The 21982-nt window shown below is 73.4% G+C and carries 15 protein-coding genes; 7 read left to right on the top strand and 8 right to left on the bottom strand.

The genetic code is table 11. The features are described 5' to 3' along the window. Positions 1–59: 59 nt before the first annotated feature. Positions 60–3383: a S8 family serine peptidase gene (locus AC07DU_RS17020; RefSeq protein WP_479112089.1), complete on the top strand. Its 3324-nt coding sequence runs from the start codon at positions 60–62 to the stop codon at positions 3381–3383. 215 nt (positions 3384–3598) lie between these two features. After that, positions 3599–4627 carry an aspartate-semialdehyde dehydrogenase gene (locus tag AC07DU_RS17015; protein WP_479112087.1) on the top strand — a complete coding sequence of 343 codons (1029 nt, stop codon included), beginning with the start codon at positions 3599–3601 and terminating at the stop codon, positions 4625–4627. A 90-nt stretch (positions 4628–4717) separates the two neighbouring features. Here AC07DU_RS17015 and AC07DU_RS17010 read toward each other — a convergent pair whose 3' ends face one another. Next, entirely contained in the window at positions 4718–5239 is a 522-nt protein-coding gene (locus AC07DU_RS17010) for a DUF1203 domain-containing protein (RefSeq protein ID WP_479035265.1), read from the bottom strand. 139 nt (positions 5240–5378) lie between these two features. Between AC07DU_RS17010 and pepN the strand changes: the two genes are divergently transcribed. Continuing rightward, entirely contained in the window at positions 5379–7964 is a 2586-nt protein-coding gene (gene pepN / locus AC07DU_RS17005) for an aminopeptidase N (RefSeq protein WP_479112085.1), read from the top strand. A 180-nt stretch (positions 7965–8144) separates the two neighbouring features. Here the strand turns inward: pepN and AC07DU_RS17000 are convergent, their stop codons facing one another. The 4 genes from AC07DU_RS17000 to AC07DU_RS16985 form a co-directional block, all read right to left on the bottom strand. Then, a complete protein-coding gene (locus AC07DU_RS17000; protein ID WP_479112083.1) occupies positions 8145–9047 on the bottom strand; it encodes a LysR family transcriptional regulator in 903 nt (300 codons plus the stop codon). Positions 9048–9057: 10 nt separating this feature from the next. Continuing rightward, positions 9058–9987, bottom strand: coding sequence for a DMT family transporter (locus AC07DU_RS16995; RefSeq protein ID WP_479112081.1), 930 nt, complete (start codon positions 9985–9987; stop codon positions 9058–9060). Positions 9988–10027: 40 nt separating this feature from the next. Then, complete coding sequence (locus tag AC07DU_RS16990; protein WP_479112079.1) at positions 10028–10960, bottom strand: EamA family transporter; 933 nt, start codon at positions 10958–10960, stop codon at positions 10028–10030. Between the two features lie 92 nt (positions 10961–11052). Beyond that, positions 11053–12324: an MFS transporter gene (locus AC07DU_RS16985; RefSeq protein WP_479112077.1), complete on the bottom strand. Its 1272-nt coding sequence runs from the start codon at positions 12322–12324 to the stop codon at positions 11053–11055. A gap of 106 nt (positions 12325–12430) precedes the next feature. On the opposite strand from AC07DU_RS16985, the gene AC07DU_RS16980 reads away from it, so the two are divergent. Beyond that, on the top strand, positions 12431–12925 hold the full coding sequence (locus tag AC07DU_RS16980; RefSeq protein WP_360892767.1) for a MarR family winged helix-turn-helix transcriptional regulator: 495 nt from the start codon (positions 12431–12433) through the stop codon (positions 12923–12925). Between the two features lie 165 nt (positions 12926–13090). Here AC07DU_RS16980 and AC07DU_RS16975 read toward each other — a convergent pair whose 3' ends face one another. Both AC07DU_RS16975 and AC07DU_RS16970 read right to left on the bottom strand, forming a co-directional pair. After that, positions 13091–13321, bottom strand: a complete 231-nt coding sequence (locus tag AC07DU_RS16975; RefSeq protein ID WP_360892764.1) for a hypothetical protein — start codon at positions 13319–13321, stop codon at positions 13091–13093. 20 nt (positions 13322–13341) lie between these two features. Next, positions 13342–15402 (bottom strand): 4-alpha-glucanotransferase, encoded by a 2061-nt coding sequence (locus AC07DU_RS16970; RefSeq protein WP_479112074.1) that lies wholly within the window; start codon positions 15400–15402, stop codon positions 13342–13344. Positions 15403–15624: 222 nt separating this feature from the next. Here AC07DU_RS16970 and AC07DU_RS16965 point away from each other — a divergent pair, with 222 nt between their 5' ends. Continuing rightward, entirely contained in the window at positions 15625–18606 is a 2982-nt protein-coding gene (locus tag AC07DU_RS16965; protein ID WP_479112072.1) for a beta-N-acetylglucosaminidase domain-containing protein, read from the top strand. Positions 18607–18615: 9 nt separating this feature from the next. On the opposite strand, the gene AC07DU_RS16960 is transcribed toward AC07DU_RS16965, so the two are convergent. Further along, positions 18616–19152: an HNH endonuclease gene (locus AC07DU_RS16960; RefSeq protein WP_360892756.1), complete on the bottom strand. Its 537-nt coding sequence runs from the start codon at positions 19150–19152 to the stop codon at positions 18616–18618. 271 nt (positions 19153–19423) lie between these two features. Here AC07DU_RS16960 and AC07DU_RS16955 point away from each other — a divergent pair, with 271 nt between their 5' ends. Further along, entirely contained in the window at positions 19424–20503 is a 1080-nt protein-coding gene (locus AC07DU_RS16955; RefSeq protein ID WP_360892753.1) for a mechanosensitive ion channel family protein, read from the top strand. Between the two features lie 139 nt (positions 20504–20642). After that, the gene (locus AC07DU_RS16950) at positions 20643–21893 is read left to right on the top strand and encodes an ROK family transcriptional regulator (protein WP_479035234.1); all 1251 of its coding nucleotides are present in this window, start codon (positions 20643–20645) and stop codon (positions 21891–21893) included. The last annotated feature ends 89 nt before the right edge of the window (positions 21894–21982 follow it).

Here is a 21982-nt window from a genome sequence, read left to right as displayed (position 1 = left end):
TCTGACCGGTCATCCGGCACCGAAATCCGGACCGTATCTTTCACTTACCAGGGATGCTGATGACCCTCGAATCCCCCAGCTCCATACCCGGGGCCAGACGCGTCGCACGCGTCGCGGCCGCGGCCGGCCTGGTCGCCGCACTCGCGGCCACCGGCGCCGCGCCCGTCTTCGCCGCGACCGGCTCCGACGCGCCCGGCACCACCCCGGCGGTCAAGTCGGCTGACCAGAAGCTCGGTTCGGCCGACGCCGAGCTGCTCCAGGAGGCCAAGGCCAAGGGTGACGCGAACGTCACCGTCATGGTCGCGACCGCCCCCGGCCAGACCAGGCAGGTGGCCGACCAGCTCGACGCCGTCCCCGGCGCCTCGGTGGGCCAGACGTACGACAAGCTCGGTTACGTCCGCGCCACCCTGCCCACCGGCGGGGCGGAGGCCGCCCTGAAGGCGGCCGCCAAGCTGTCCTCGGTGCACGGCATCGACCTGCGGCACGAGATCCAGCTGCCGGACCCGCGTCCCGACGCCGACCGCGAGAGCGGCACGGTCAAGCGGACCGCGGCCGAGACCTACCCGGCGCCGGACAAGAACACCCCGGCGAAGAACCCGTACAACCCGTCCTTCGAGACGGGCGCGGTGGAGTTCGTCGAGCACAACCCGCAGGCCGACGGACGCGGCGTCACCATCGGCATCATGGACTCGGGCGTCGACCTCGGCCACCCGGCACTGCAGAAGACCACCACCGGCGAGCGCAAGATCGTCGACTGGGTGACGGCCACCGACCCGATCGCCGACAGCGACGCCACCTGGCGCGCCCAGATCACCCCGGTGACCTCCGCCGGCGGCACCTTCACCGCGGGCGGGGCCAGCTGGAAGGCCCCCGAGGGCTCCTTCCAGTGGAGCCGCTTCACGGAGTCGATCACCGCCACCGGCGACATGAAGGGCGACGTCAACCGGGACGGGGACACCACCGACCGGTTCGGCATGCTCTACGACGTCGCCGCCGGCACCGTCCGCGTCGACACCGACCAGGACAACGACTTCACGAACAACGAGCCGATGAAGCCGTACAAGGACGGCTACCAGGTCGGCTACTTCGGCACGGACAACCCGGCGACCGACGTCGCCGAGCGCATCCCGTTCGTGATCGAGATCCGCAAGGACGTCCCGATGGACCCGCTGGGCGGTGACTGGGTCGGCAAGAAGGCCGACTTCGTCAACGTCGGCATCATCGAGTCCGAGCACGGCACGCACGTCGCCGGCATCACCTCCGCCAACGGCCTGTTCGGCGGCAAGATGAACGGCGAGGCGCCCGGCGCCAAGCTCGTCTCCTCGCGCGCCTGCTCCTGGTCGGGCGGCTGCACCAACATCGCGCTGACCGAGGGCATGATCGACCTCGTCGTCAACCGCGGCGTGGACATCGTCAACATGTCCATCGGTGGTCTCCCGGCGCTGAACGACGGCAACAACGCCCGTTCGGAGCTGTACAGGAACCTCATCGACACCTACGGCGTCCAGCTGGTCATCTCGGCCGGCAACTCGGGCCCGGGCGTCAACACCATCGGCGACCCGGCCCTCGCGGACAAGGTCATCTCCGTGGGCGCCGCGGTCTCCAAGGAGACCTGGGCCGCCAACTACGGCTCCGGCGTGGCGACGAAGTACAACATGTTCCCGTTCTCCTCGCGCGGTCCGCGTGAGGACGGCGGCTTCACGCCGACCATCACCGCCCCCGGTGCCTCGATCAACACCATCCAGACCTGGCTGCCCGGCGCGCCGGTGAAGGAGGCGGGCTACGACCTGCCGGCCGGTTACGGCATGCTCCAGGGCACCTCGATGTCCTCGCCGCAGGCGGCGGGCGCCAGCGCCCTGCTGATCTCGGCCGCGAAGCAGCAGAACATCAAGCTGACGCCGGCCTCCCTGCGGGTCGCGCTCACCAGCACCGCCAAGAAGATCGCCGACGTTCCCGCGCACGCGCAGGGCTCGGGTCTGATCAACGTCCCCGGCGCGTGGGAGTCCATCCAGCGCGACGCGAAGGCCAACGAGTACACGGTCAAGGCGCCGGTCGACACCGCGATCGACCAGTTCCTGAAGACCCCGGGCTTCGGCACCGGCCTGTACGACCGCGAGGGCGGCCTCAAGGTCGGCCAGAAGAAGGTCTACAACGTCGTCGTCACCCGCACCACGGGCGTCAAGTACGGCACCCGGCACAACCTGAGCTGGCGCAACAACGACGGGACCTTCAAGGTCATCGGCGGCTACGACTACGTCACCCTGCCGCTGAACAAGCCCGTCACGATCAAGGTCGAGGCCAACGCCACGTCGGGCGGCGTCCACAGCGGCATCCTGCAGCTGGACGACGAGACCACCGAGGGCATCGACAAGCAGATCCTGACGACCGTGGTCGCGGCGGCCCCGCTGGGCTCGCCGTCCTTCGCCCTGTCGGAGACCTCCTCCGTGCAGCGCAACAGCCACAAGTCGTACTTCGTGACCGTCCCGCAGGGCGCGAAGAGCCTTGAGGTCGCCCTCGGCGGTCTCGCGGCCGGCAGCCAGACCCGCTTCATCTCGATCCACCCGTACGGCACGCCGCTGGACCCGACGTCCACGGTCAACTGCTACCCGAACTACGACAACCCGGCCAACACCTGCCGCCCCGACGTGCGCTCGTACCCCGAGCCGACGCCGGGTGTCTGGGAGATCGAGGTCGAGGCGCGCCGTACGTCCGCGGTCCTGGACAACCCGTACAAGCTGGACGTCTCCGTGCTCGGCGCGGCCTTCGACCCCGCGGTCAAGGTCCTGCCCGAGGTCAAGCAGGGCACCCCGGCTCCGGTCCAGTGGAGCGTCAAGAACGACGGCGCGGCCATCACCGGCGGCAAGCTCAAGGGCGGTGCGCTCGGCTCGGCGAAGGTCGCCAAGCCGACCATCGCGAACGGTGAGACCCACACCACCGAGGTCACGGTCGCCGAGGGCACCTCGCGCCTCGACGTCGCCATCGGCAAGGTGTCCGACACCGCCGCCGACCTCGACCTGGAGGTCTACAAGGACGGCGTCAAGGTCGGCTCCTCCGCCGACGGCGACTCCGAGGAGGCCGTGAGCCTGGCGAACCCGGCCGCGGGCACCTACACCGTCAAGGTGATCGGTTACGCGGTCCCGTCCGGCTCCACCACCTACGACTACCGCGACGTGTTCTTCTCGGCCGCCCTGGGCTCCGTCCAGGTCGACGAGGCCGCCGCGGTGAACCTCGCCACCGGCGCCACCGCGCAGGTCTCGGCGAACGTCCTGGTCAGCAGCCCGGCTCCCGAGGGCCGGCAGTTCTTCGGCCAGGTCCAGCTGCTGAACGCCCGCGGCACCGCCGCCGGCACCGGCAGCGTGCAGATCGAGAAGGTCCTGCCGTAACGCGCCACGCGCACGTCACGGTGTGACCGCATGACCGCATGACGGAGGGGCGGGTGCTCGGACCGAGCACCCGCCCCTTCGCGCTGTCCCGGCCCGGGAACCCGTCCGCTACGCCAGATCGTCCGTACTACGGACAATGGATTGGACAAGGCTCATGGGGTCGAACGCATGATGGCTCCACGCGCGCCCGCGTCGTACGTACCAAAGGAGTCACCGTGAGGGTCGGAATCGTCGGAGCCACCGGACAGGTCGGCGGAGTCATGCGCGGCATCCTCGCCGAGCGGAAGTTCCCGGTGGACGAGCTGCGGCTGTTCGCCTCGGCCCGTTCCGCGGGCTCCACCCTCGTATGGGAGGGCCGGGAGATCACCATCGAGGACGCCTCCACGGCCGACTACTCGGGCCTGGACATCGTGCTCTTCTCCGCGGGCGGCGCCACCTCCAAGGCCCTGGCCGAGAAGGTCGCCTCGCAGGGCGCCGTCGTGATCGACAACTCCTCCGCCTGGCGCAAGGACCCCGACGTCCCCCTCGTCGTCTCCGAGGTCAACCCGCACGCGATCAAGAACCGCCCCAAGGGCATCATCGCGAACCCGAACTGCACCACCATGGCCGCGATGCCCGTGCTGCGCCCGCTGCACGAGGAGGCCGGCCTGTCCGCGCTGATCGCCACCACCTACCAGGCCGTCTCCGGCTCGGGCCTGGCGGGCGTCGCCGAGCTCAAGGGCCAGGCCTGCGCGGTGTCCGAGGCCGCCGACCAGCTGACCTTCGACGGCGACGCGGTGGACTTCCCGGAGCCGGCCGTCTACAAGCGCCCGATCGCCTACAACGTGATCCCGCTCGCGGGCTCGATCGTCGAGGACGGCTCCTTCGAGACCGACGAGGAGCAGAAGCTCCGCAACGAGTCCCGCAAGATCCTGGAGATCCCTGAGCTCAAGGTCTCGGGCACCTGCGTGCGCGTGCCGGTCTTCGCGGGCCACTCGCTCCAGGTCAACGCCCGCTTCGAGCGTCCGATCAGCGTCGAGCGCGCCTACGAGCTCCTCAAGGACGCCCCCGGCGTCGAGCTCGCGGAGATCCCCACCCCCCTCCAGGCCGCCGGCAAGGACGCTTCGTACGTGGGCCGCATCCGCGTGGACGAGACGGTCGAGAACGGCCTCGCGCTGTTCCTCTCGAACGACAACCTGCGCAAGGGCGCGGCCCTGAACGCGGTCCAGATCGCCGAGCTCGTGGCCGAGGAGCTGCGCGGCTGACCCTGCGGGCGGCACGACGGCAGGGGGGCGGGCGCCACACGGCACCCGCCCCCCTCGCACTGCACCAGACCCTTGCCTCGGCCCCCCGCCTCAGTCGCCGGCCGGGCCGGAGTCGGTCCTGCGGACCTCGAACAGGAAGCAGCCGAACTCGGCGGCCCGCAGGTGTACGAGGGCGACCTCCGGGTCGGCGAACGCCTCGTCCAGGGCCCGCTCGATCACCCCGCCGGGATCCTCGCCGAGGTCCAGGACCCGCCCCCCGAGGATGTGCCCGCGCGCGTCGTAGCGCCGGGCGGTGCGCCGCGCCCCGGCGTGGGCGAAGGGGTGTCCGGCGCCCTCCGCGGGCCCCGCGCACGCCTCGGCGTGGACGAAGACGGGCCCCTGCTCGTCGTAGGCGCCGGGATCGGCCCCCGTGTGCGCCGCCCAGCGGCGCAGCGGCGCGTACGAGACGAGCGCGATCCGCTCGCCGGCCGTGCTGGGCCGCAGGCAGCACCTCAGCGGCGCCCCGCCCTCCTCGTCCCGGTAGGCGGCGCACGGCCGTCCCGCGTCGTCCCGTACCCGGAGCTCCTTGAGCGCCGTCTCCTCGATGGGCCTCGCCCGGTACCTGATGTCCATGGCCGTCAGCGTGCCGCCGCGGCCCGCCGAAGTCCGGCGGGTTTGCGACCTCGCGTTCGCCCGTGGATTACTCCGCCGCGGTGACGCGCCCCCCATGGAAGGATGGCGGGGCAACGTCACCATCAAAGGAGATGACCGCGTGCCCGGCACGAACCTCACCCGTGAAGAGGCCCAGCAGCGGGCCAAGCTGCTCACCGTCGACTCCTACGAGATCGAACTCGATCTCAGCGGGGCGCAGGAGGGCGGGAGCTACCCTTCCGTGACCACCGTGCGCTTCCAGTCGGCCGAGGCCGGGGCCGAGACCTTCATCGACCTGGTCGCCCCGGCGGTCCACGAGGTCGTCCTGAACGGCAAGTCGCTGGACGTCGCGGAGGTCTTCCGGGACTCCCGGATCGCCCTGGCCGGTCTCGCGGCCGGTGCCAACGAGCTCCGGGTCGTCGCGGACTGCGCGTACACCAACACCGGCGAGGGCCTGCACCGCTTCGTCGACCCGGTCGACCAGCAGGCCTACCTGTACACCCAGTTCGAGGTGCCGGACGCGCGGCGGGTCTTCGCCAGCTTCGAGCAGCCCGACCTGAAGGCGACGTTCCAGTTCACCGTGACGGCCCCCGAGGGCTGGACGGTCGTCTCGAACTCGCCGACGCCCCGGCCCGCGGACGTCAAGGACAACGTCTGGCGCTTCGAGCCGACCCCGCGCATCTCCACCTACATCACCGCGCTGATCGTCGGTCCGTACCACGCGGTGCACAGCTCCTACGAGGGCCCGGGCGGGCAGAGCGTGCCGCTCGGCATCTACTGCCGTCCCTCGCTCGCCGAGTTCCTCGACGCGGAGGCGATCTTCGACGTCACGCGGCAGGGCTTCGACTGGTTCCAGGAGAAGTTCGCCTACGACTACCCCTTCGCCAAGTACGACCAGCTCTTCGTCCCGGAGTTCAACGCGGGCGCGATGGAGAACGCGGGCGCGGTCACCATCCGCGACCAGTACGTCTTCCGCTCGAAGGTGACGGACGCGTCGTACGAGGTGCGTGCCGAGACGATCCTCCACGAGCTCGCGCACATGTGGTTCGGCGACCTGGTCACCATGGAGTGGTGGAACGACCTGTGGCTGAACGAGTCCTTCGCGACCTACACCTCGATCGCCTGCCAGGCGTACGCGGAGGGCTCGAAGTGGCCGCACGCGTGGACCACGTTCGCCAACTCGATGAAGACCTGGGCGTACCGGCAGGACCAGCTGCCCTCGACGCACCCGATCATGGCGGACATCCGTGACCTCGACGACGTCATGGTCAACTTCGACGGGATCACGTACGCCAAGGGCGCCTCGGTGCTCAAGCAGCTCGTCGCCTACGTCGGCATGGACGCCTTCTTCAAGGGCGTGCAGGCCTACTTCAAGGCGCACGCGTTCGGGAACACGCGCCTGTCCGACCTGCTGGGCGCCCTGGAGGAGACCTCCGGCCGCGACCTGACCGCCTGGTCGAAGGCGTGGCTGGAGACGGCCGGGATCAACGTCCTGCGCCCGGAGATCACCACCGGCCCGGACGGTGTGATCACCGCCTTCGGCGTCCGCCAGGAGGCGCCCGCGCTGCCCGCCGGCGCCAAGGGCGAGTCCACGCTGCGGCCGCACCGGATCGCGATCGGCCTGTACGAGCTCCAGGACGGCGCCCTCGTGCGCACCGACCGGATCGAGCTGGACATCGACGGCGCGCTGACGGCGGTGCCCGAGCTCGTCGGCCGCACCCGCCCGGCGGTCGTGCTGCTGAACGACGACGACCTGTCGTACGCGAAGGTCCGCCTGGACGAGGAGTCCCTGGCCACCGTCACGGCGCACATCGGCGACTTCACGCAGTCCCTGCCGCGCGCCCTGTGCTGGGCCTCGGCCTGGGACATGACGCGTGACGGCGAGCTCGCCACCCGCGACTACCTCGAGCTGGTCCTCTCGGGCATCGGCAAGGAGTCCGACATCGGCGTCGTCCAGTCGCTGCACCGGCAGGTGAAGCTGGCCATCGACCTGTACGCCGACCCGGCGTGGCGCGAGCAGGGCCTGGCGGCCTGGACCGAGGCCACGCTGGAGCACCTGCGGGCGGCCGAGCCGGGCAGCGACCACCAGCTGGCGTGGGCGCGTGCCTTCGCGGCGACGGCCCGCACCGAGGGACAGCTGACCTACCTGTCGGCGCTGCTGGACGGCGCGGCCGAGATCGAGGGCCTGGTCGTCGACACCGAGCTGCGGTGGACGTTCCTGGAGCGGCTCGCCGCGACGGGCGTCGCCGACGAGCCGGCCATCGCGGCGGAGCTGAAGCGGGACGCCACGGCGGCCGGTGAGCGCCACGCGGCGACCGCGCGGGCGGCGCGCCCGACGGCGGAGGCCAAGGCCGCGGCCTGGGCGTCGGTGGTGGAGTCCTCCGACCTGCCGAACGCGGTGCAGGAAGCGGTGATCGGCGGCTTCGTCCAGACCGACCAGCGCGAGCTGCTCGCCCCGTACACCGAGAAGTACTTCGCGGCGGTGAAGGAGGTCTGGGACACCCGCAGCCACGAGATCGCGCAGCAGATCGCGGTGGGTCTGTACCCGTCCCTCCAGGTGTCCGAGGCCACCTTGGCCGCGACGGACGCGTGGCTGGCCTCGGCCGAGCCGAACGCGGCCCTTCGCCGCCTGGTCTCGGAGTCCCGCGCGGGCGTCGAGCGTGCGCTGAAGGCCCAGGCCGCGGACGCGGCTACCGCACAGGCCTGACGGCTCGCGCCGCTGCTGGGGCTCCGCCCCAGACCCCGCGCCTCAATCGCCGGCGAGGCTGGATGTTTCAGCCCCTCCGGCGTTTGAGGAGCGGGTCCGGGCAGAGCCCGGGACACGGAGAAAGGGCGGGGCGGGGAGAAGGCTCCGCGCAGCGGCACACCCGCACCCGGCAACGGCGCGCTACCGCCCGCCCCCGGCGACGGCCCGGAGGGCGTCCAGGACGTGGGCCACCGCGGGGGCGGACTCGGCGCCACGGCGGACCGCCGCGATCACATGACGGGTGGGGCGGTCGCGGGACAGGACCCGCACCGCCACTCCGGACGCGCGGCTCGACACCATCCGCGGGACCAGCGCCACGCCCATCCCCGCCTCGACCATGGCCAGGATGGCCGTCCAGCCGGAGGCCGAGTGCGCCTGCTCCGGGACGAAGCCCGCCGCCTCGCACGCGCCGACCGCGATCTCCGACCACGGCCCGCTGCCCCCGTAGATCCACGGGTCCCCGGAGAGATCGGCCAGCCGCAGGTCCGCCGCGTCCGCCAGCGGATGGTCCGGGGGCAGGGCCACGTCCAGCGGGTCCTCCAGCAGCGTGACCCGGCTGAACCGGGGGTCGCGCGCGGTCGGCGCGTGCGCCGCCAGGGACAGCGCGAGGTCCACGCCCCCAGCCGACAGGAGCTCGTACGACTCCGCGGCCTCCGTCTCCCTGACCCGGACCTCCACCCCCGGGTGGGTCCGGCGCAGCACCGCCACCGCGGGGACCACGAGCGCCGGTACGGCGGTGGAGAAGGCGCCGACCCGTACGTCGCCCGCGTCCCCGGCGAGGTACCCGGCCAGCTCCGCGTCGGCCCGCTCCAGCTGCGCGAACACGACCTCCGCGTGCCGCAGTACGAGGTGGGCCGCGTCGGTGAGCCGGACCCGACGGCCCTGCGCCTCCAGCAGTACGACGCCCAGCCCCCGGGCGAGGTTGGTCAGTTGCTGCGAGACGGCCGAGGGCGTCATGTGCAGCGCCTCGGCCGTCGCGGTCACGGTGCCCCGTTCGGCGAGGGTCCGCAGGATCCGCAGCTTCTTGATGTCCCACTCGGTCATGGGGGCGAACCTACCGCCGGGCGCTCCCCAGCCCGACGCCGCCGAGGATCAGCGCCATGCACAGCAGCTGCGCCGGGCCGGTCTCCTCGCCCAGCAGCAGGAAGCCCAGGGCGGCCACGCACACCGGCTGGAGGTAGTAGACGACTCCGGCGCGGGCCGCGCCGATGATCGCGATGGCCTTGTTCCAGGCGAAGAAGGCGACGGCGGAGGAGAACACCCCGACGTACAGCAGCGGTCCGGCGGTCCCGGCGGTGACCTCGAAGCCGCCCTGGACGGTGACGGAGACGGCGTACGCGGGTGCCAGCATCAGGGCGCCGAGCAGGAACGTGGTGATCAGGAAGGCCAGTTGACCCAGTTCGGCGGGCTTGCGCCGCAGCAGGGCGCTGTACGTGGCGAAGGACAGGGCGGCGGCGAACATCCACAGGTCGCCGGCGCCGAAGTCGAAGCCCAGGGAGCCGTCCCCGACGAGCATCAGCACCCCGAAGGCCGCGAGCAGCAGGCCGAAGGTCCGCCGGGCTCCGAGCCGTTCGCCGCCGAGGCGGGCGTAGAGCGCCATGACGACGGGCGAGGCGGCCATGATCATGCCCATGTTGGAGGCGGAGGTCGTCAGTCCCGCCTGGTGCACCAGGGTGTTGTAGAGGGCGACGCCGAACAGCGAGGCGAGGGCGATGTAGCCGAGGTGCCGCCGGATCAGGGGCCGCTGCCGCCAGGCCTGGCGGGCGGCGAACGGGGCGACGGCGACCAGGGCGATGATCCAGCGCCAGAAGACCGCCTGCACGGGCGGGACGGTCTCGGCCATGCCCCGGGTGGCGACGAAGCTGCCGGACCAGACGACCGTCGCGAGCAGGGCGAGGAGCACGCCGAGCCCGACGGCGCCCTTCTTCCCCGTGCTGCCGGGTGCGGCGTGCGAAACGGTACGGACGCGGTCCCTGACGGCCACTGTGCGTCTCCCCCTCGGGGTCGGTCTGATGTGTGCCGGACTACCGTCGCACCCGCTCATCCGTCAGGTCTATCGAAATGTTCTGATCAGATCGTTCAGCAGAAGTGAACGTTCGGGCGGCGTGGGCGGCGGCCAGCTGTCCGGCGACGGTGGCACCGAAGGCGAGGGCCATCCCGGTGAGCTGGACGGGCGACAGCGCCTGCCCGAGGGCGGCCCAGCCGATGACCGCGGCGGTGAGCGGGGAGAGCGGGCCGAGCAGGGTGACCGAGGTGGCGCTGAGCTGTCCGATGCCGCGGAACCAGAGCCAGTAGGCGATCCCCGTGTTGATCAGCATCATGTAGCCGTAACCGAGGAGGGCGTTGCCGTCGAGCGCGGGCGGCGCGCCCTCGACGAGGACGGCGACCGGGATGATGACCAGCCCGCCCGCCGTGAGCTGCCAGCCCGTCATCGCGAGGGGCCCCACGCCTTCGGGGCGGCCCCAGCGCTTGGTCATGACGGTGCCCGCGCCCATGGAGGCGGAGGAGACCAGGCCGGCGACGATCCCGAGGGCTTCCAGCTCCGCCTCGGCGGTGAGCACGACCATGCTCACTCCCAGCGCCGCCACGATGGCCGACAGGACGGTGCGCAGCCGCGCGCGCTCCCCGAGGAGCAGGGCGGCGAGCCCTACGACGAACAACGGGCCGGCGGAGCCCAGTACGGCGGCGACTCCCCCGGGCAGCCGGTAGGCGGAGAGGAACAGCAGCGGGAAGAAGGCGCCGATGTTGAGCGTGCCGAGGACGGCGGACTTCCACCACCACTGGCCCTTGGGAAGGGTCCGGGCCAGGGAGGTCAGCAGCAGTCCGGCGGGCAGGGCGCGCATGACCCCGGTGAACAGCGGCCGGTCGGGGGGCAGCAGTTCGCTGGCGACGAAGTAGGTCGAGCCCCAGGAGACGGGGGCGAGGGCGGTCAGGGCGACAGTGGCGAAGCGCTTCATGGCGGGGAACTCCTCGGGCGGGTGGGAACGCGGGACGTACGGGACCCGGGCGGCGGGCTCGGGCGGCCGGCTGGTCGCCTCAGGCCGCCGGCTCAGGCGGCGGCGGGCACCGGCGTGCGCGGGGCGGTGGTGACCGGCGGCTCGGCGTGCACGGCCTCGGCCGGCAGGTGCGGCTCCAGCCGGACCAGGGCCAGGGCGGCGCCGAGCGCGGCGACGGTGAGCACGGCCCAGGGCAGGCGGCCGTCGACGGCGAGCAGGGCGGTGAAGAGGGAGGGGGCGAGGGCGCTGGCCAGCGAGTAGGACAACTGGTAGGTGGCCAGGTAGCGGCCCCGGACCGGCTCGGGGGCGGCGGAGACCGACAGGGCGCCGCCGGAGGGGCTGTGCACCAGCTCGCCGAGGGTGTAGACGACGACGATGACCAGCAGGGCGACCAGGGTGACGCTCTGGCCGGGGCGCAGCGTGCCGAGCACGATCTGCCCGACGAAGGCGGCGGCGAAGAGCAGGGCGCCCAGGGCGGCCGAGCGGGTGCGGCGGGCGCCGGAGCGGCGCACCCGGCCGGCGATCAGTACGCCGACCCCGGCGCACAGGACGGTGTTGACGGTGAAGGCGGCTCCGGTGAGGGAGTCGGGGGCCGCCAGCCAGGTGGAGAGGTAGAGCGGGAAGAGGACGGACAGGGCGGAGTAGCCGAGCGCGGTGAGGAAGTTGGCGGCGGTGAGCCCGAGGAAGGGCCGGTCGCGCAGGACCATCCGGTACCCGGCGGGCGCCCGCCCGGCGGAGCCCGTCGCGGTGTCGCGGACCGGGCGGACCGGGCGGACCCGGCTGACGAGCAGTCCGGCCAGGGCGAAGGCCAGCGCGTTGCCCCAGGCGGTGTAGGTGAACCCGCCCGTGCCCCACAGGGCCAGCACTCCGGAGACGAGCAGGGCGCCCGCGCCCATCCCGGCGTTCTGCAGCGCCCGGGTGGACGCCTGGAGCCGGTCGCGGGCGGCGCCGCGCGCCACCTCGCCGATGAGGGACTGCTGGACGACGGAGAAGGACCGGTCGGCCAGCGCGGTGACCAGGGCGACGGCGGCGAAGGCGGGCAGGGACCCGGCGAAGGGGTAGAGGGCGAAGCCGAGCGCCCGTATCCCGTACAGCACCAGGTTGACCCGCTTGGCGCCGAACCGGTCGACGGCCGAGCCGGCCAGCGGCATGACGGTCAGTCCGGCCACCCCGGTGACGGTCATGACCAGGCCGACGAGGGCGAAGGAGAGGCCGGTAACGTGGTGGAAGAAGACCAGCGAGAAGGGGACGTACATCCCGATCCCGACCGCGCTGATGCCGATGCCGGTGAGCAGGGCCCGCTCTCCCGCGGCTCTCGTTTCCATGTGACTTCCCCCCGAAGTAGGTCGATGGAAAGTAGCTTACTCCTAAGCTACTTTCCGTCAAGCAACTTTCTTGCGAACGACTTGGGGAAGGCTGGATACTGCGGACATGACCGAGGCCAACAAGGACGCCGTCGACGCCATCACCGCCCAGTGGCACGTGGTGCGCCCCGACCTGAACACCGAGCCCATGGCCGTCTTCGGCCGCATCTACCGGATCGCCCGGGCCATGGGGGACGAGATGGAACGGGCCTACGCCCGCTTCGGCATCTCGCGCGGGGAGTTCGACGTCATCGCCACCCTGCGGCGCTCCGGCCCCCCGTACACGCTCTCGCCGCGCCAGCTGTCGGCCACGCTCATGCTGACAACGGGCGGCATGACGGGGCGTCTGGACAAGCTGGAGAAGGCCGGGCTGCTGTGCCGCAAGCCCGATCCGCACGACCGGCGGGGGCTCCAGGTGACGATCACCGACCGCGGCCTGGCCCTCATCGACGAAGCCGTGGCCGCCGGCCTGGAGGTGCAGCGCGCCGCGCTCACCGGCCTGAGCGAGGAGGAGGTCGAGGTCCTCACGGGCCTGCTCCGCAAGCTGATGGCCGGCATCTAGAGGGCACCCGGTGGGTCACGACCGGAGGACCCGACCAGAGGACATGACAAGGCGCCGGGGGTCGCCGCACGGCCGGAACACGATCGGCGTGCGGACCCCCGGCGCCCGGAAGTCTTACGGGACCGGCGGGGCCGGCCCGTGTCGGCTGACGTACGTCAGCCGGCGTTACTGCTGCTTGCGCGACTTGTCGCCGACCATCACGAGACCCGCGATGATCAGGAACAGCACGATCGGCGCGGCCACGTACAGGCCGAGCGTCTCGCCAATGCTCAGGCCCGGGCCCGGGTCGTCACCGTCGTCGCGGGTCACCGCGAGGGCGGGAGACGTCATCAGCAGCATCATCAGCGTCGTTCCGGCCGTGACGGCGCCGGCGCGCAGAGCGTTCTTCTTGTCCACGGTGCAAACGTAGCGAACACCTAAACGGGGCGCGCGCCCGGGGGTGCCGTACGGGGCCGCCCGCCCTCCCGTACCGCCTCCAGCAGCGCGTTCGCGCGGGGCGAGGCGGCCAGTTCCTCCAGGGTCAGCGGCCGCCCCCCGGCATCGGCGAGCGGCAGCCGCCAATTGGGGTACTGGTCCCAGGTGCCCGGCAGGTTCTGCGGCCGCCGGTCGCCCACCGCGTCCGGCAGCCACACGCCGACCAGCCGCGCGGGGGTGCGCAGCAGGAAGGCGTACAGCGCCTGTACGGCGGCCTCCTCGCCCTTGGTCTCCAGGCCCAGCCGGTCCAGCAGCTCCAGCCATTCGGCGGTGTCGGCCGCGTCCTGCACCCGTTCCTCCTCGGCCGGACGGGTGAGCAGCCCGAGCCGGTCGCGCAGTTCCACATGGCCCCCGGTGAGCTTGGCCGCCGTGGGCGGCAGGTCGTGGGTGGTGGCGGTGGCCAGGCAGTCGGCCCGCCAGGCGGCCGCCGCGAGCGGACTGCCGTCGCCCTCCCAGTCCCGCTCGAACCACAGCACCGACGTGCCGAGCACCCCGCGGCGGGCCAGCTCCTGACGCACCCGCGGCTCCACCGTGCCGAGGTCCTCGCCGATGACCAGCGCGCCGGCCCGGTGGGCCTCCAGGACCAGGACCGCCAGCATGGCCTCGCCGTCGTAGCCCACGTACGTCCCGTCGGCGGGCGGGGTGCCCTCCGGGATCCACCAGAGCCGGAACAGGCCCATCACGTGGTCGATCCGCAGCGCGCCGGCGTAGCGGAACACCCCGCGCAGCAGGGACCGGAAGGGTGCGTAAGCGGTGGCGGCCAGCACGTCCGGGCGCCAGGGAGGCAGCCCCCAGTCCTGGCCGCGCGCGTTGAAGGCGTCCGGCGGCGCCCCGACGGAGATGCCCCGGGCGTGCAAGCAGCCGGTCCGGGCGTCCGACCCGTCGGGATGCACCCCCACCGCGAGGTCGTGCACGATGCCGACGGTCATGCCGGCCTCCCGGGCGGCCCGCTGGGCGGCGGCCAGCTGGGCGTCCGTCAGCCAGACCAGCCAGCGGTGGAAATCGGCCCGCTCGCCGGGGTCCTCCCCCGCCGCGGCCGCGCACCAGGCGGCGTGCCGGTCCAGTGACGGGCCCTGCGCGGCGCGGAACGCCCCGTAGGCGGCCTCGCGCTCGGGCGTGCGCGGGACCGCGTACAGCAGCTCCAGGGCGGCCCTCTTCAGCGCCCAGACGGCGTCGCGGTCGATCAGCGCGCCCTTCTCCAGCACCTCGCGGCGCAGCTCCGCGCCCCGCGCGGCCAGTGCGGCCAGGGCCGCGCGGTCGGGGCAGTGCGCGTACTCCGGGACGTCCTCGATCCGCAGGTGCACCGGGTCGGGGAAGCGGCGCGAGGAGGGCCGGTACGGGGAGGGGTCGGTGGGGGTGCCGGGCACGGCCGCGTGCAGCGGGTTGACCTGGATGAAACCGGCGCCGTGGGTCCGGCCGGCCCAGCGGGCGAGCTCCGCGAGGTCGCCGAGGTCGCCCATGCCCCAGGAGCGTTCGGAGAGCAGGGAGTAGAGCTGGACGAGCAGCCCGTGGGCCCGCTCGGGTGCGGCCGGGGCCCGGTCCGGGGCCAGGATCACCGTGGCCTCGGCGGTCCGCCCGTCCGGCGTGGTGACGGCGATCCGGTGGACGCCCAGCGGCAGGCCCTCGGGCAGCGGCCCGTGGGGGCCGCTGACCCCCTCGACGACCTCGGCTCCCTCCGGCCTCTGCGTTCCCCCTGTTCCCTCCCCGTCCGCCGCCTCCTCCAGCTCGACGCGGATCCGGGTCCCGGCCGGCAGCGCGGCCAGCTCGTCCGGCGGTGGCGAACCGGCCCACCACACCAGCACGTTCGGCAACAGCCGTCCCCGCGCCTGCCCTTCGGCCTCCGCGAGGCACACCCGGATGTCCTCGGGGGTGTCGGTCACCGCGCCGAGCGTCCCGAGCACGGTGGCGACCGTGGCGCGCGGCACTTCGACGGTGACGTCCGCGGCGGGCTGGTAGGCGGTGGCGACGCCGTGCAGGTTCGCGAGCCGGGCCAGGTCGTCCATGGACGCACTCCTTTGTGCATGAGGGTGGGTCAGCGTCCGGTCAACACCGGGCGAGCACCCTGGGACACGGCCGGGGAACACCGCAGCCCTACCCAGTCCAGGGCATCGCATTCCTGGCGTTTCCGGGTGAGATCACCCACGCGCATTGACACTCCAGCCGCACGGGTGGTGGGGTCGGGCTCATTCGTACGAGTGGGTGACGTCTCGGGACGAGGAGAATCCGTGCAGCTCAGGGGCAGGAAGCGGACCACGGCGGCCGCCGTCGCCGTGATCGGGAGCTTGCTGGGCGGTGCGGTGGCCTCGGCGCCGCCCGGGGCCCTCGCGACGCCCTCCGCACCGCTCGAACCGTCCCGCGAACCGGCCTCCGGGGACGTCTTGTTGCCCGCGCTGGACCCCGGCGCCGAGACCCCGCGCACGGCCGCCGAGGGGCCCGCCGTGTGGCCGCGGCCCCAGTCGGTGGCCGCCGACGCGGCGCGCGAGGTGCCGCTGGGCGAGGAGGCCGTGCTGCTGGCGCCGGCCGACGCCGACCCGTACGCGGTCCAGGTCGTACGCGACGCCCTGCGCGCGGCGGGCGTACGCACCCTCCACGAGCCCGCCCCCGAGGCGCCGTTGCCCGCGCGGGGCACCGTCGTACGGCTCCAGGACGCGGGCGCGCAGGAGGCGTTGCGGGCGCTCGGCGCGGCGCCGGCCGGTGACCTGCCCGACGGGGGCTACCGGCTGGCCGTGGGGCGGCCCGGCGGCCGGGACACGGTCGCCCTGTCCGGGGTGGGGGAGGCGGGGCTGTTCCACGCGGCCCAGACGCTGCGCCAGCTGCTCGCGGCGGGCGGCGGGAAGGTCCCCGGGGTCATGGTGCGGGACTGGCCGGCCGCGCCGGTCCGCGGCATCACCGAGGGCTTCTACGGGGAGCCCTGGACGCGGGAACAGCGCCTCGCGCAGCTCGACTTCATGGGCCGCACCAAGCAGAACCGGCTGCTGCTCGCGCCCGGCGACGACCCGTACCGCACGACGGCCTGGCGGCAGGACTACCCGAAGGAGCGGCAGGAGGAGTTCCGCGCGCTGGCCGAACGGGCCCGCGCCAACCGGGTCGTCCTGGCCTGGGCGGTGGCCCCCGGGCAGTCGATGTGCCTGTCCTCGGAGGCCGACCGGGCGGCGCTCGCGCGCAAGCTGGACGCGATGTGGGACCTCGGACTGCGCGCCTTCCAGGTGCAGTTCCAGGACGTCAGCTACACCGAGTGGGGCTGCCGGGCCGACCGGGAGCGGTACGGGAAGGGCCCGGCGGCGGCCGCGAAGGCGCACGCGGAGGTCGCGGGCGCGCTGGCCGCGCACCTGGCGGCCCGGTATCCCGGGGCGCCCGCGCTGTCGCTGCTGCCGACGGAGTTCTACCAGGAGGGCGCCACCGCCTACCGGACGGCCCTGGCGGGCGCGTTGGACCCGCGGGTGGAGGTGGCCTGGACGGGCGTGGGCGTGGTGCCGCGCACCATCACGGGCAGGGAACTGTCCGGGGCGCGCTCCGCCCTGGGGCACCGGCTGGTCACCATGGACAACTACCCGGTCAACGACTGGGACCCGGGCCGGATCTTCCTCGGCCCGTACGCGGGCCGCGAGCCGGCGGTGGCGGGCGGCTCGGCGGCGCTGCTGGCCAACGCGATGCCGCAGGGCACCCTGTCCCGGATCCCGCTCTTCACGGCGGCGGACTTCGCGTGGAACCCGCGCGGTTACCGGGCCGGGGAGTCCTGGGCGGCGGCGGTGCGCGAGCTGGCGGGCCCCGACCCGCGCACCCGCGAGGCGGTGGCGGCGCTGGCCGGGAACACCACGTCCTCGGGGCTGAAGCTGGAGGAGTCGGCGTACCTGAAGCCGCTGGTGGAGCAGTTCTGGCGGGCACGGGCCGCGGGCGACCCGGCGGCCGGGACCGCACTGCGCAAGGCGTTCACGGTGATGCGCGAGGCCCCGGCCCGGCTGCCGGGCCTGTCGCAGGAGGCGGGGCCCTGGCTGGAGCGGCTGGCGCGCTACGGAACGGCGGGCGAACTGGCGGTGGACGTCCTCCAGGCACAGGCCCGCGGGGACGGAACGGCCGCCTGGCAGTCCGCCCGCGCCCTGGCCGAAGCCCGCGAGGCGCTGGCGGAGCCGGGGACGGCCCGGGTGGACAAGGCCGTCCTGGAGCCCTTCTTGACGAAGGCGGCGGCGGAGGCGGACGGCTGGACCGGGGTCGCCCGCACGACGGGCACGGTGACGAAGGAGGAGGGGGCCTGGACGGTACGGCTGGACGCGCCGCGCCCGGTGTCGGCGGTGACGGTGATGACCGACCCGCTCCCGGCGGGGACGCGGGGCGCGGCGGTGGAGGCCCACGTGCCGGGCGAGGGCTGGCGCAAGGTCGCCGATGCTGCGGCGTCGGGCTGGACCCAGGTGGACACGGCGGGGCTGCGCGCCGACGCTGTACGGCTGTCCTGGGCCCGCGCCGGGGCCGCGCCGGCCGTGCACCGGGTGGTGCCGTGGTTCGGCGACGGCCCGCGGGCCCGCTTCGAGCTGGCGGACGCGGCCGACGCCGAGATCGGCGGCGCCCCGCAGCGGGTCACGGCGCAGCTGTCCGCCCTGGGCCCCGGCGAGGTCCGCGGGCCGTTGTCGGCGCGGCCGCCCGCGGGCGTCGAAGTCCGCCTCCCGCAGGCCGTGGTGGCCCCGCGCGGCGGCCAGGTCGCGATCCCGCTGGAGGTCGTCGTGGCGCCGACGACCCCGCCGGGCAGCTACCAGGTGCCGGTGACCTTCGACGGGGAGACCCGCACGCTGACGGTGCGCGCGGTGCTCCGTACCGGCGGCCCGGACCTGCTGCGCACCGCGCGGGCGTCCTCCTCCGCGGACGAGACCCCCCGTTTCCCGGCCTCGGCGGCCGTGGACGGCGCCGCCTCCACCCGCTGGTCCTCACCGCCGGTGGACGGCACCTGGTGGCAGGCGCAGCTGCCCGCTCCGGCCCGGATCGGCCGCCTCGAGCTGCACTGGCAGGAGGCGTACCCGTCGGCGTACCGGGTGGAGACCTCCGCGGACGGGGTGACCTGGCGCCCGGCGGTCACCGTGCCGGCCTCCCGGGGCGGGCACGAGTCCCTGCGGCTGGACGCCCCGGACACCCGCTTCCTCCGCGTGACGTGCGAGCGCCGCGCGACGCGGTACGGCTGCTCGCTCTGGTCGGCGGAGGCGTACGCGGTCATCCCCTAGGCCCCGCGGTCAGGACGCCGCGACGCCGATCCGCTCCAGCGCGTCCTGCGCACCGTACGGCTGGAGGTACGGCATCCAGCGGGGATCGCGGTGCCCCGTGCCGATGATCCGCCAGGCCAGGCCCGAGGGAGGGGCCGGCTGGTGGCGCAGGCGCCAGCCCAGTTCCAGCAGGTGCCGGTCGGCCTTGACGTGGTTGCAGCGCCGGCACGCGGCGACGACGTTGTCCCAGGCGTGCTGACCGCCCCGGCTGCGCGGAATGACGTGGTCGACGCTGGTGGCGACCGCGCCGCAGTACATGCAGCGGCCACCGTCCCGCGCGAACAGGGCGCGCCGGGTGAGTGGAACGGGCCCCCGGTAGGGGACCCGCACGAAGCGCTTGAGCCGTACCACGCTGGGAGCGGGGACGACCCTGGTCGCGCTGTGCAGGTAGGCGCCGGATTCCTCCAGGGAGACAGCCTTGTTCTCCAGGACGAGGACGAGCGCGCGGCGGAGCGGTACGACGCCGAGGGGTTCGTACGACGCGTTGAGGACCAGGACGTGCGGCACGGGCTGCCTCCTTGTACGCCGGCGGCGCGTGGCTCGCGCCGGGACGATCTGCCTTCCAGTCTCTCCTTACGGCTGGTCGAAGCGCCACCACTCGCCCGTAACGGGTCCGAGGTGTTTTCAACCACAGTCCAGTCATCCCCAGGTGAGCCTCGTCTCTCCCTCGAACACGGACCCCCTCGGCAAACATGGTGAAGGGATTGCCCCGTTAGTGTGGTTGGTCTGCCCCGCCCACGGTTCCGCGGGCAGACCGCTATACCTGGAGGTTTCCGTCGTGCCCTGGCCCGCCGCCACGCTGCCGCTGGCAGCCGAAGTCCCGGACGCGCCCGCCTCGGTCAAGGAGGCGCAGACGAGCGTCACCGAGGCCGCCAGCTTCATCGAGCAGAACTGGGCCACCTGGCTGAGCATCGGCCTGCGGATCCTGCTGATCGTCGTGATCGCGGCCGCGCTGCGCTCGGCGGTCCGCAAGGCCCTGACCAAGCTGATCAACCGGATGAACACCAGCGCGGAGGCGGTCGAGGGCACCGCGCTCGGCGGGCTGCTGGTCAATGCCGAGCGGCGGCGCCAGCGTTCGGAGGCGATCGGCTCGGTCCTGCGTTCGGTGGCTTCCTTCGTGATCCTCGGCACGGCCGCGCTGATGGTCCTGGCGGCGCTGAAGATCGATCTGGCCCCGCTCCTGGCGAGTGCCGGTGTGGCCGGTGTGGCCATCGGTTTCGGCGCCCGCAACCTGGTGACCGACTTCCTGTCAGGCGTCTTCATGATCATGGAGGACCAGTACGGCGTCGGCGACAAGATCGACGCCGGTGTGGCCTCGGGCGAGGTCGTCGAGGTCGGGCTGCGGGTGACCAAGCTCCGCGGGGACAACGGCGAGATCTGGTACGTGCGCAACGGCGAGATCAAGCGGATCGGCAACCTCAGCCAGGGCTGGGCAACGGCGGGCGTGGCCATCCAGGTCAAACCCACGGAGAGCATGTCCCGGATCCGCGAGGTGATCCAGGGCGTCGCCGACGGCCTGGCGAAGGAATCCCCGTGGGACGAGCGCCTGTGGGGTCCGGTGGAGCTGCTGGGCCTGGACGAGGTGCTGCTCGCCTCGATGACCGTGAAGGTGTCCGCGAAGACGATGCCGGGCCAGCAGTTCGCGGTGGAGCGGGAGCTGCGCTGGCGCATCAAGGAGGCCTTCGACGCGGCGGGCATCGGCATCATCGGCGGGCTGCCGGCCGCGGACGAGGAGGAGGCCCCGGCGGACCCGTCGGCCTCCGTCGCCCCGCCGTCCGCGCTGGCGAACCCGACCTCCCCGCAGTCGCTGGCCACCGTCCCGATCCCGCAGTCGGGCGGTCCGCGCATAACCAAGTAGCGGCGCCGCCCCCGCGACGCGCCACACGAGACCCCGCACGCCCCGCAGGTCATTCCTGCGGGGCAGCGGCATTGACACAGCTCAGCACGCAATAGGAAACTTACCTAACAGATCGCCTCGGTGAGGGAGAGACCGCTCCATGCCCGCCGCCACGCCCGGAACGCCCAGCCTGTTGCGCGCCATGAACGACCGGGCCGCACTCGAACTCCTGCTGACGCACGGCCCGCTGTCCCGTACCCGCATCGGGCACCTGACCGGACTGTCCAAGCCCACCGCCTCCCAGCTCCTGGCGCGCCTGGAGAGCGCCGGGCTCGTCGTCGCCACCGGCACCGACGGCGGCCGTCCCGGCCCCAGCGCCCAGCTGTACGCGATCAACCCGCGGGCGGCCTACGTCGGCGGCCTCGACGTGACCCCCGGACGCGTGCTGGCGGCCGTCGCCGACCTCACCGGCACGGTGATCGCCACCCACGAGGTCCCGTACGCCGAGGGCGCGCAGGCCGTCGAGCAGGTGACCGCGGCCCTCGACGGGGCCGCCGCGGCGGCCGGGCTGCACCGGGGCGACCTGCGCCGGGTGGTCATCGCCACGCCCGGCGCCTTCGACCCGCAGACCGGCCGGCTGCGCTACGCCAGCCACCTCCCCGGCTGGCACTCCCCCACCCTGCTCGAAGACCTGGCGGCGGCCCTGCCGATGCCCGTCGGGTACGAGAACGACGTCAACCTCGCCGCCGTCGCCGAACAGCGCCTCGGCGCCGCACGCGGCCACGAGGACTTCGTGCTGCTGTGGAACGAGGAGGGCCTCGGCGCCGCGCTGGTGCTCGGCGGCCGGCTGCACCGCGGCTGGACGGGCGGCGCGGGCGAGGTGGGCTTCCTGCCCGTACCCGGCCGCCCGCTGGTCCGGCAGGTCACCCGGGCCAATTCCGGCGGCTACCAGGAACTGGCCGGCGTGGAGGTCCTGCCCGGGCTCGCCGCGGACCTGGGCGTCGAGCCCGCGCCCGGGCCGGTCACCGGGGCCCCGGGCACGGGGCAGGGCAGCCGGCCGGAGAGCCCGCACAGCCCGGAGGTCGCCGCGGCCGTCGCGCTGCTCACCCGGGCCGCCGCCACGCCCGAGGGACCGCACCTGCGCTTCCTGGAGGCGTACGCCACCGCGCTCGCCACCGGTCTCGCCTCGCTCGTCGCCGTGCTGGACCCGGAGATCGTGGTGCTGGCCGGGGCCGCCATCGGCGCGGGCGGCGAGCCGCTGCGCGCCCTGCTGGAGGCCGAACTGGCCGAACTGGCCCCCTCCCGGCCGCGCCTGGTCCCGGGCGAGGTCCTGGAGCGGCCGGTCCTGCACGGCGCGCTGGAAAGCGCGCTCGCCGCCACCCGCGACGAGGTGTTCGACACCTCCCGCTGACCCGGTCCCCCACGACCCGCATCCCCGCACGTCCCCCCATTCGGCACCCCCGGCACCCCCCACGGAACGTTCCTCCAGCAGAGAGTGAG

The organism is Streptomyces sp. NPDC045695 (assembly GCF_056432025.1).
The sequence above is the reverse complement of the archived record's forward strand: the minus strand, read 5'-3'. Positions and strand labels throughout refer to the sequence as shown.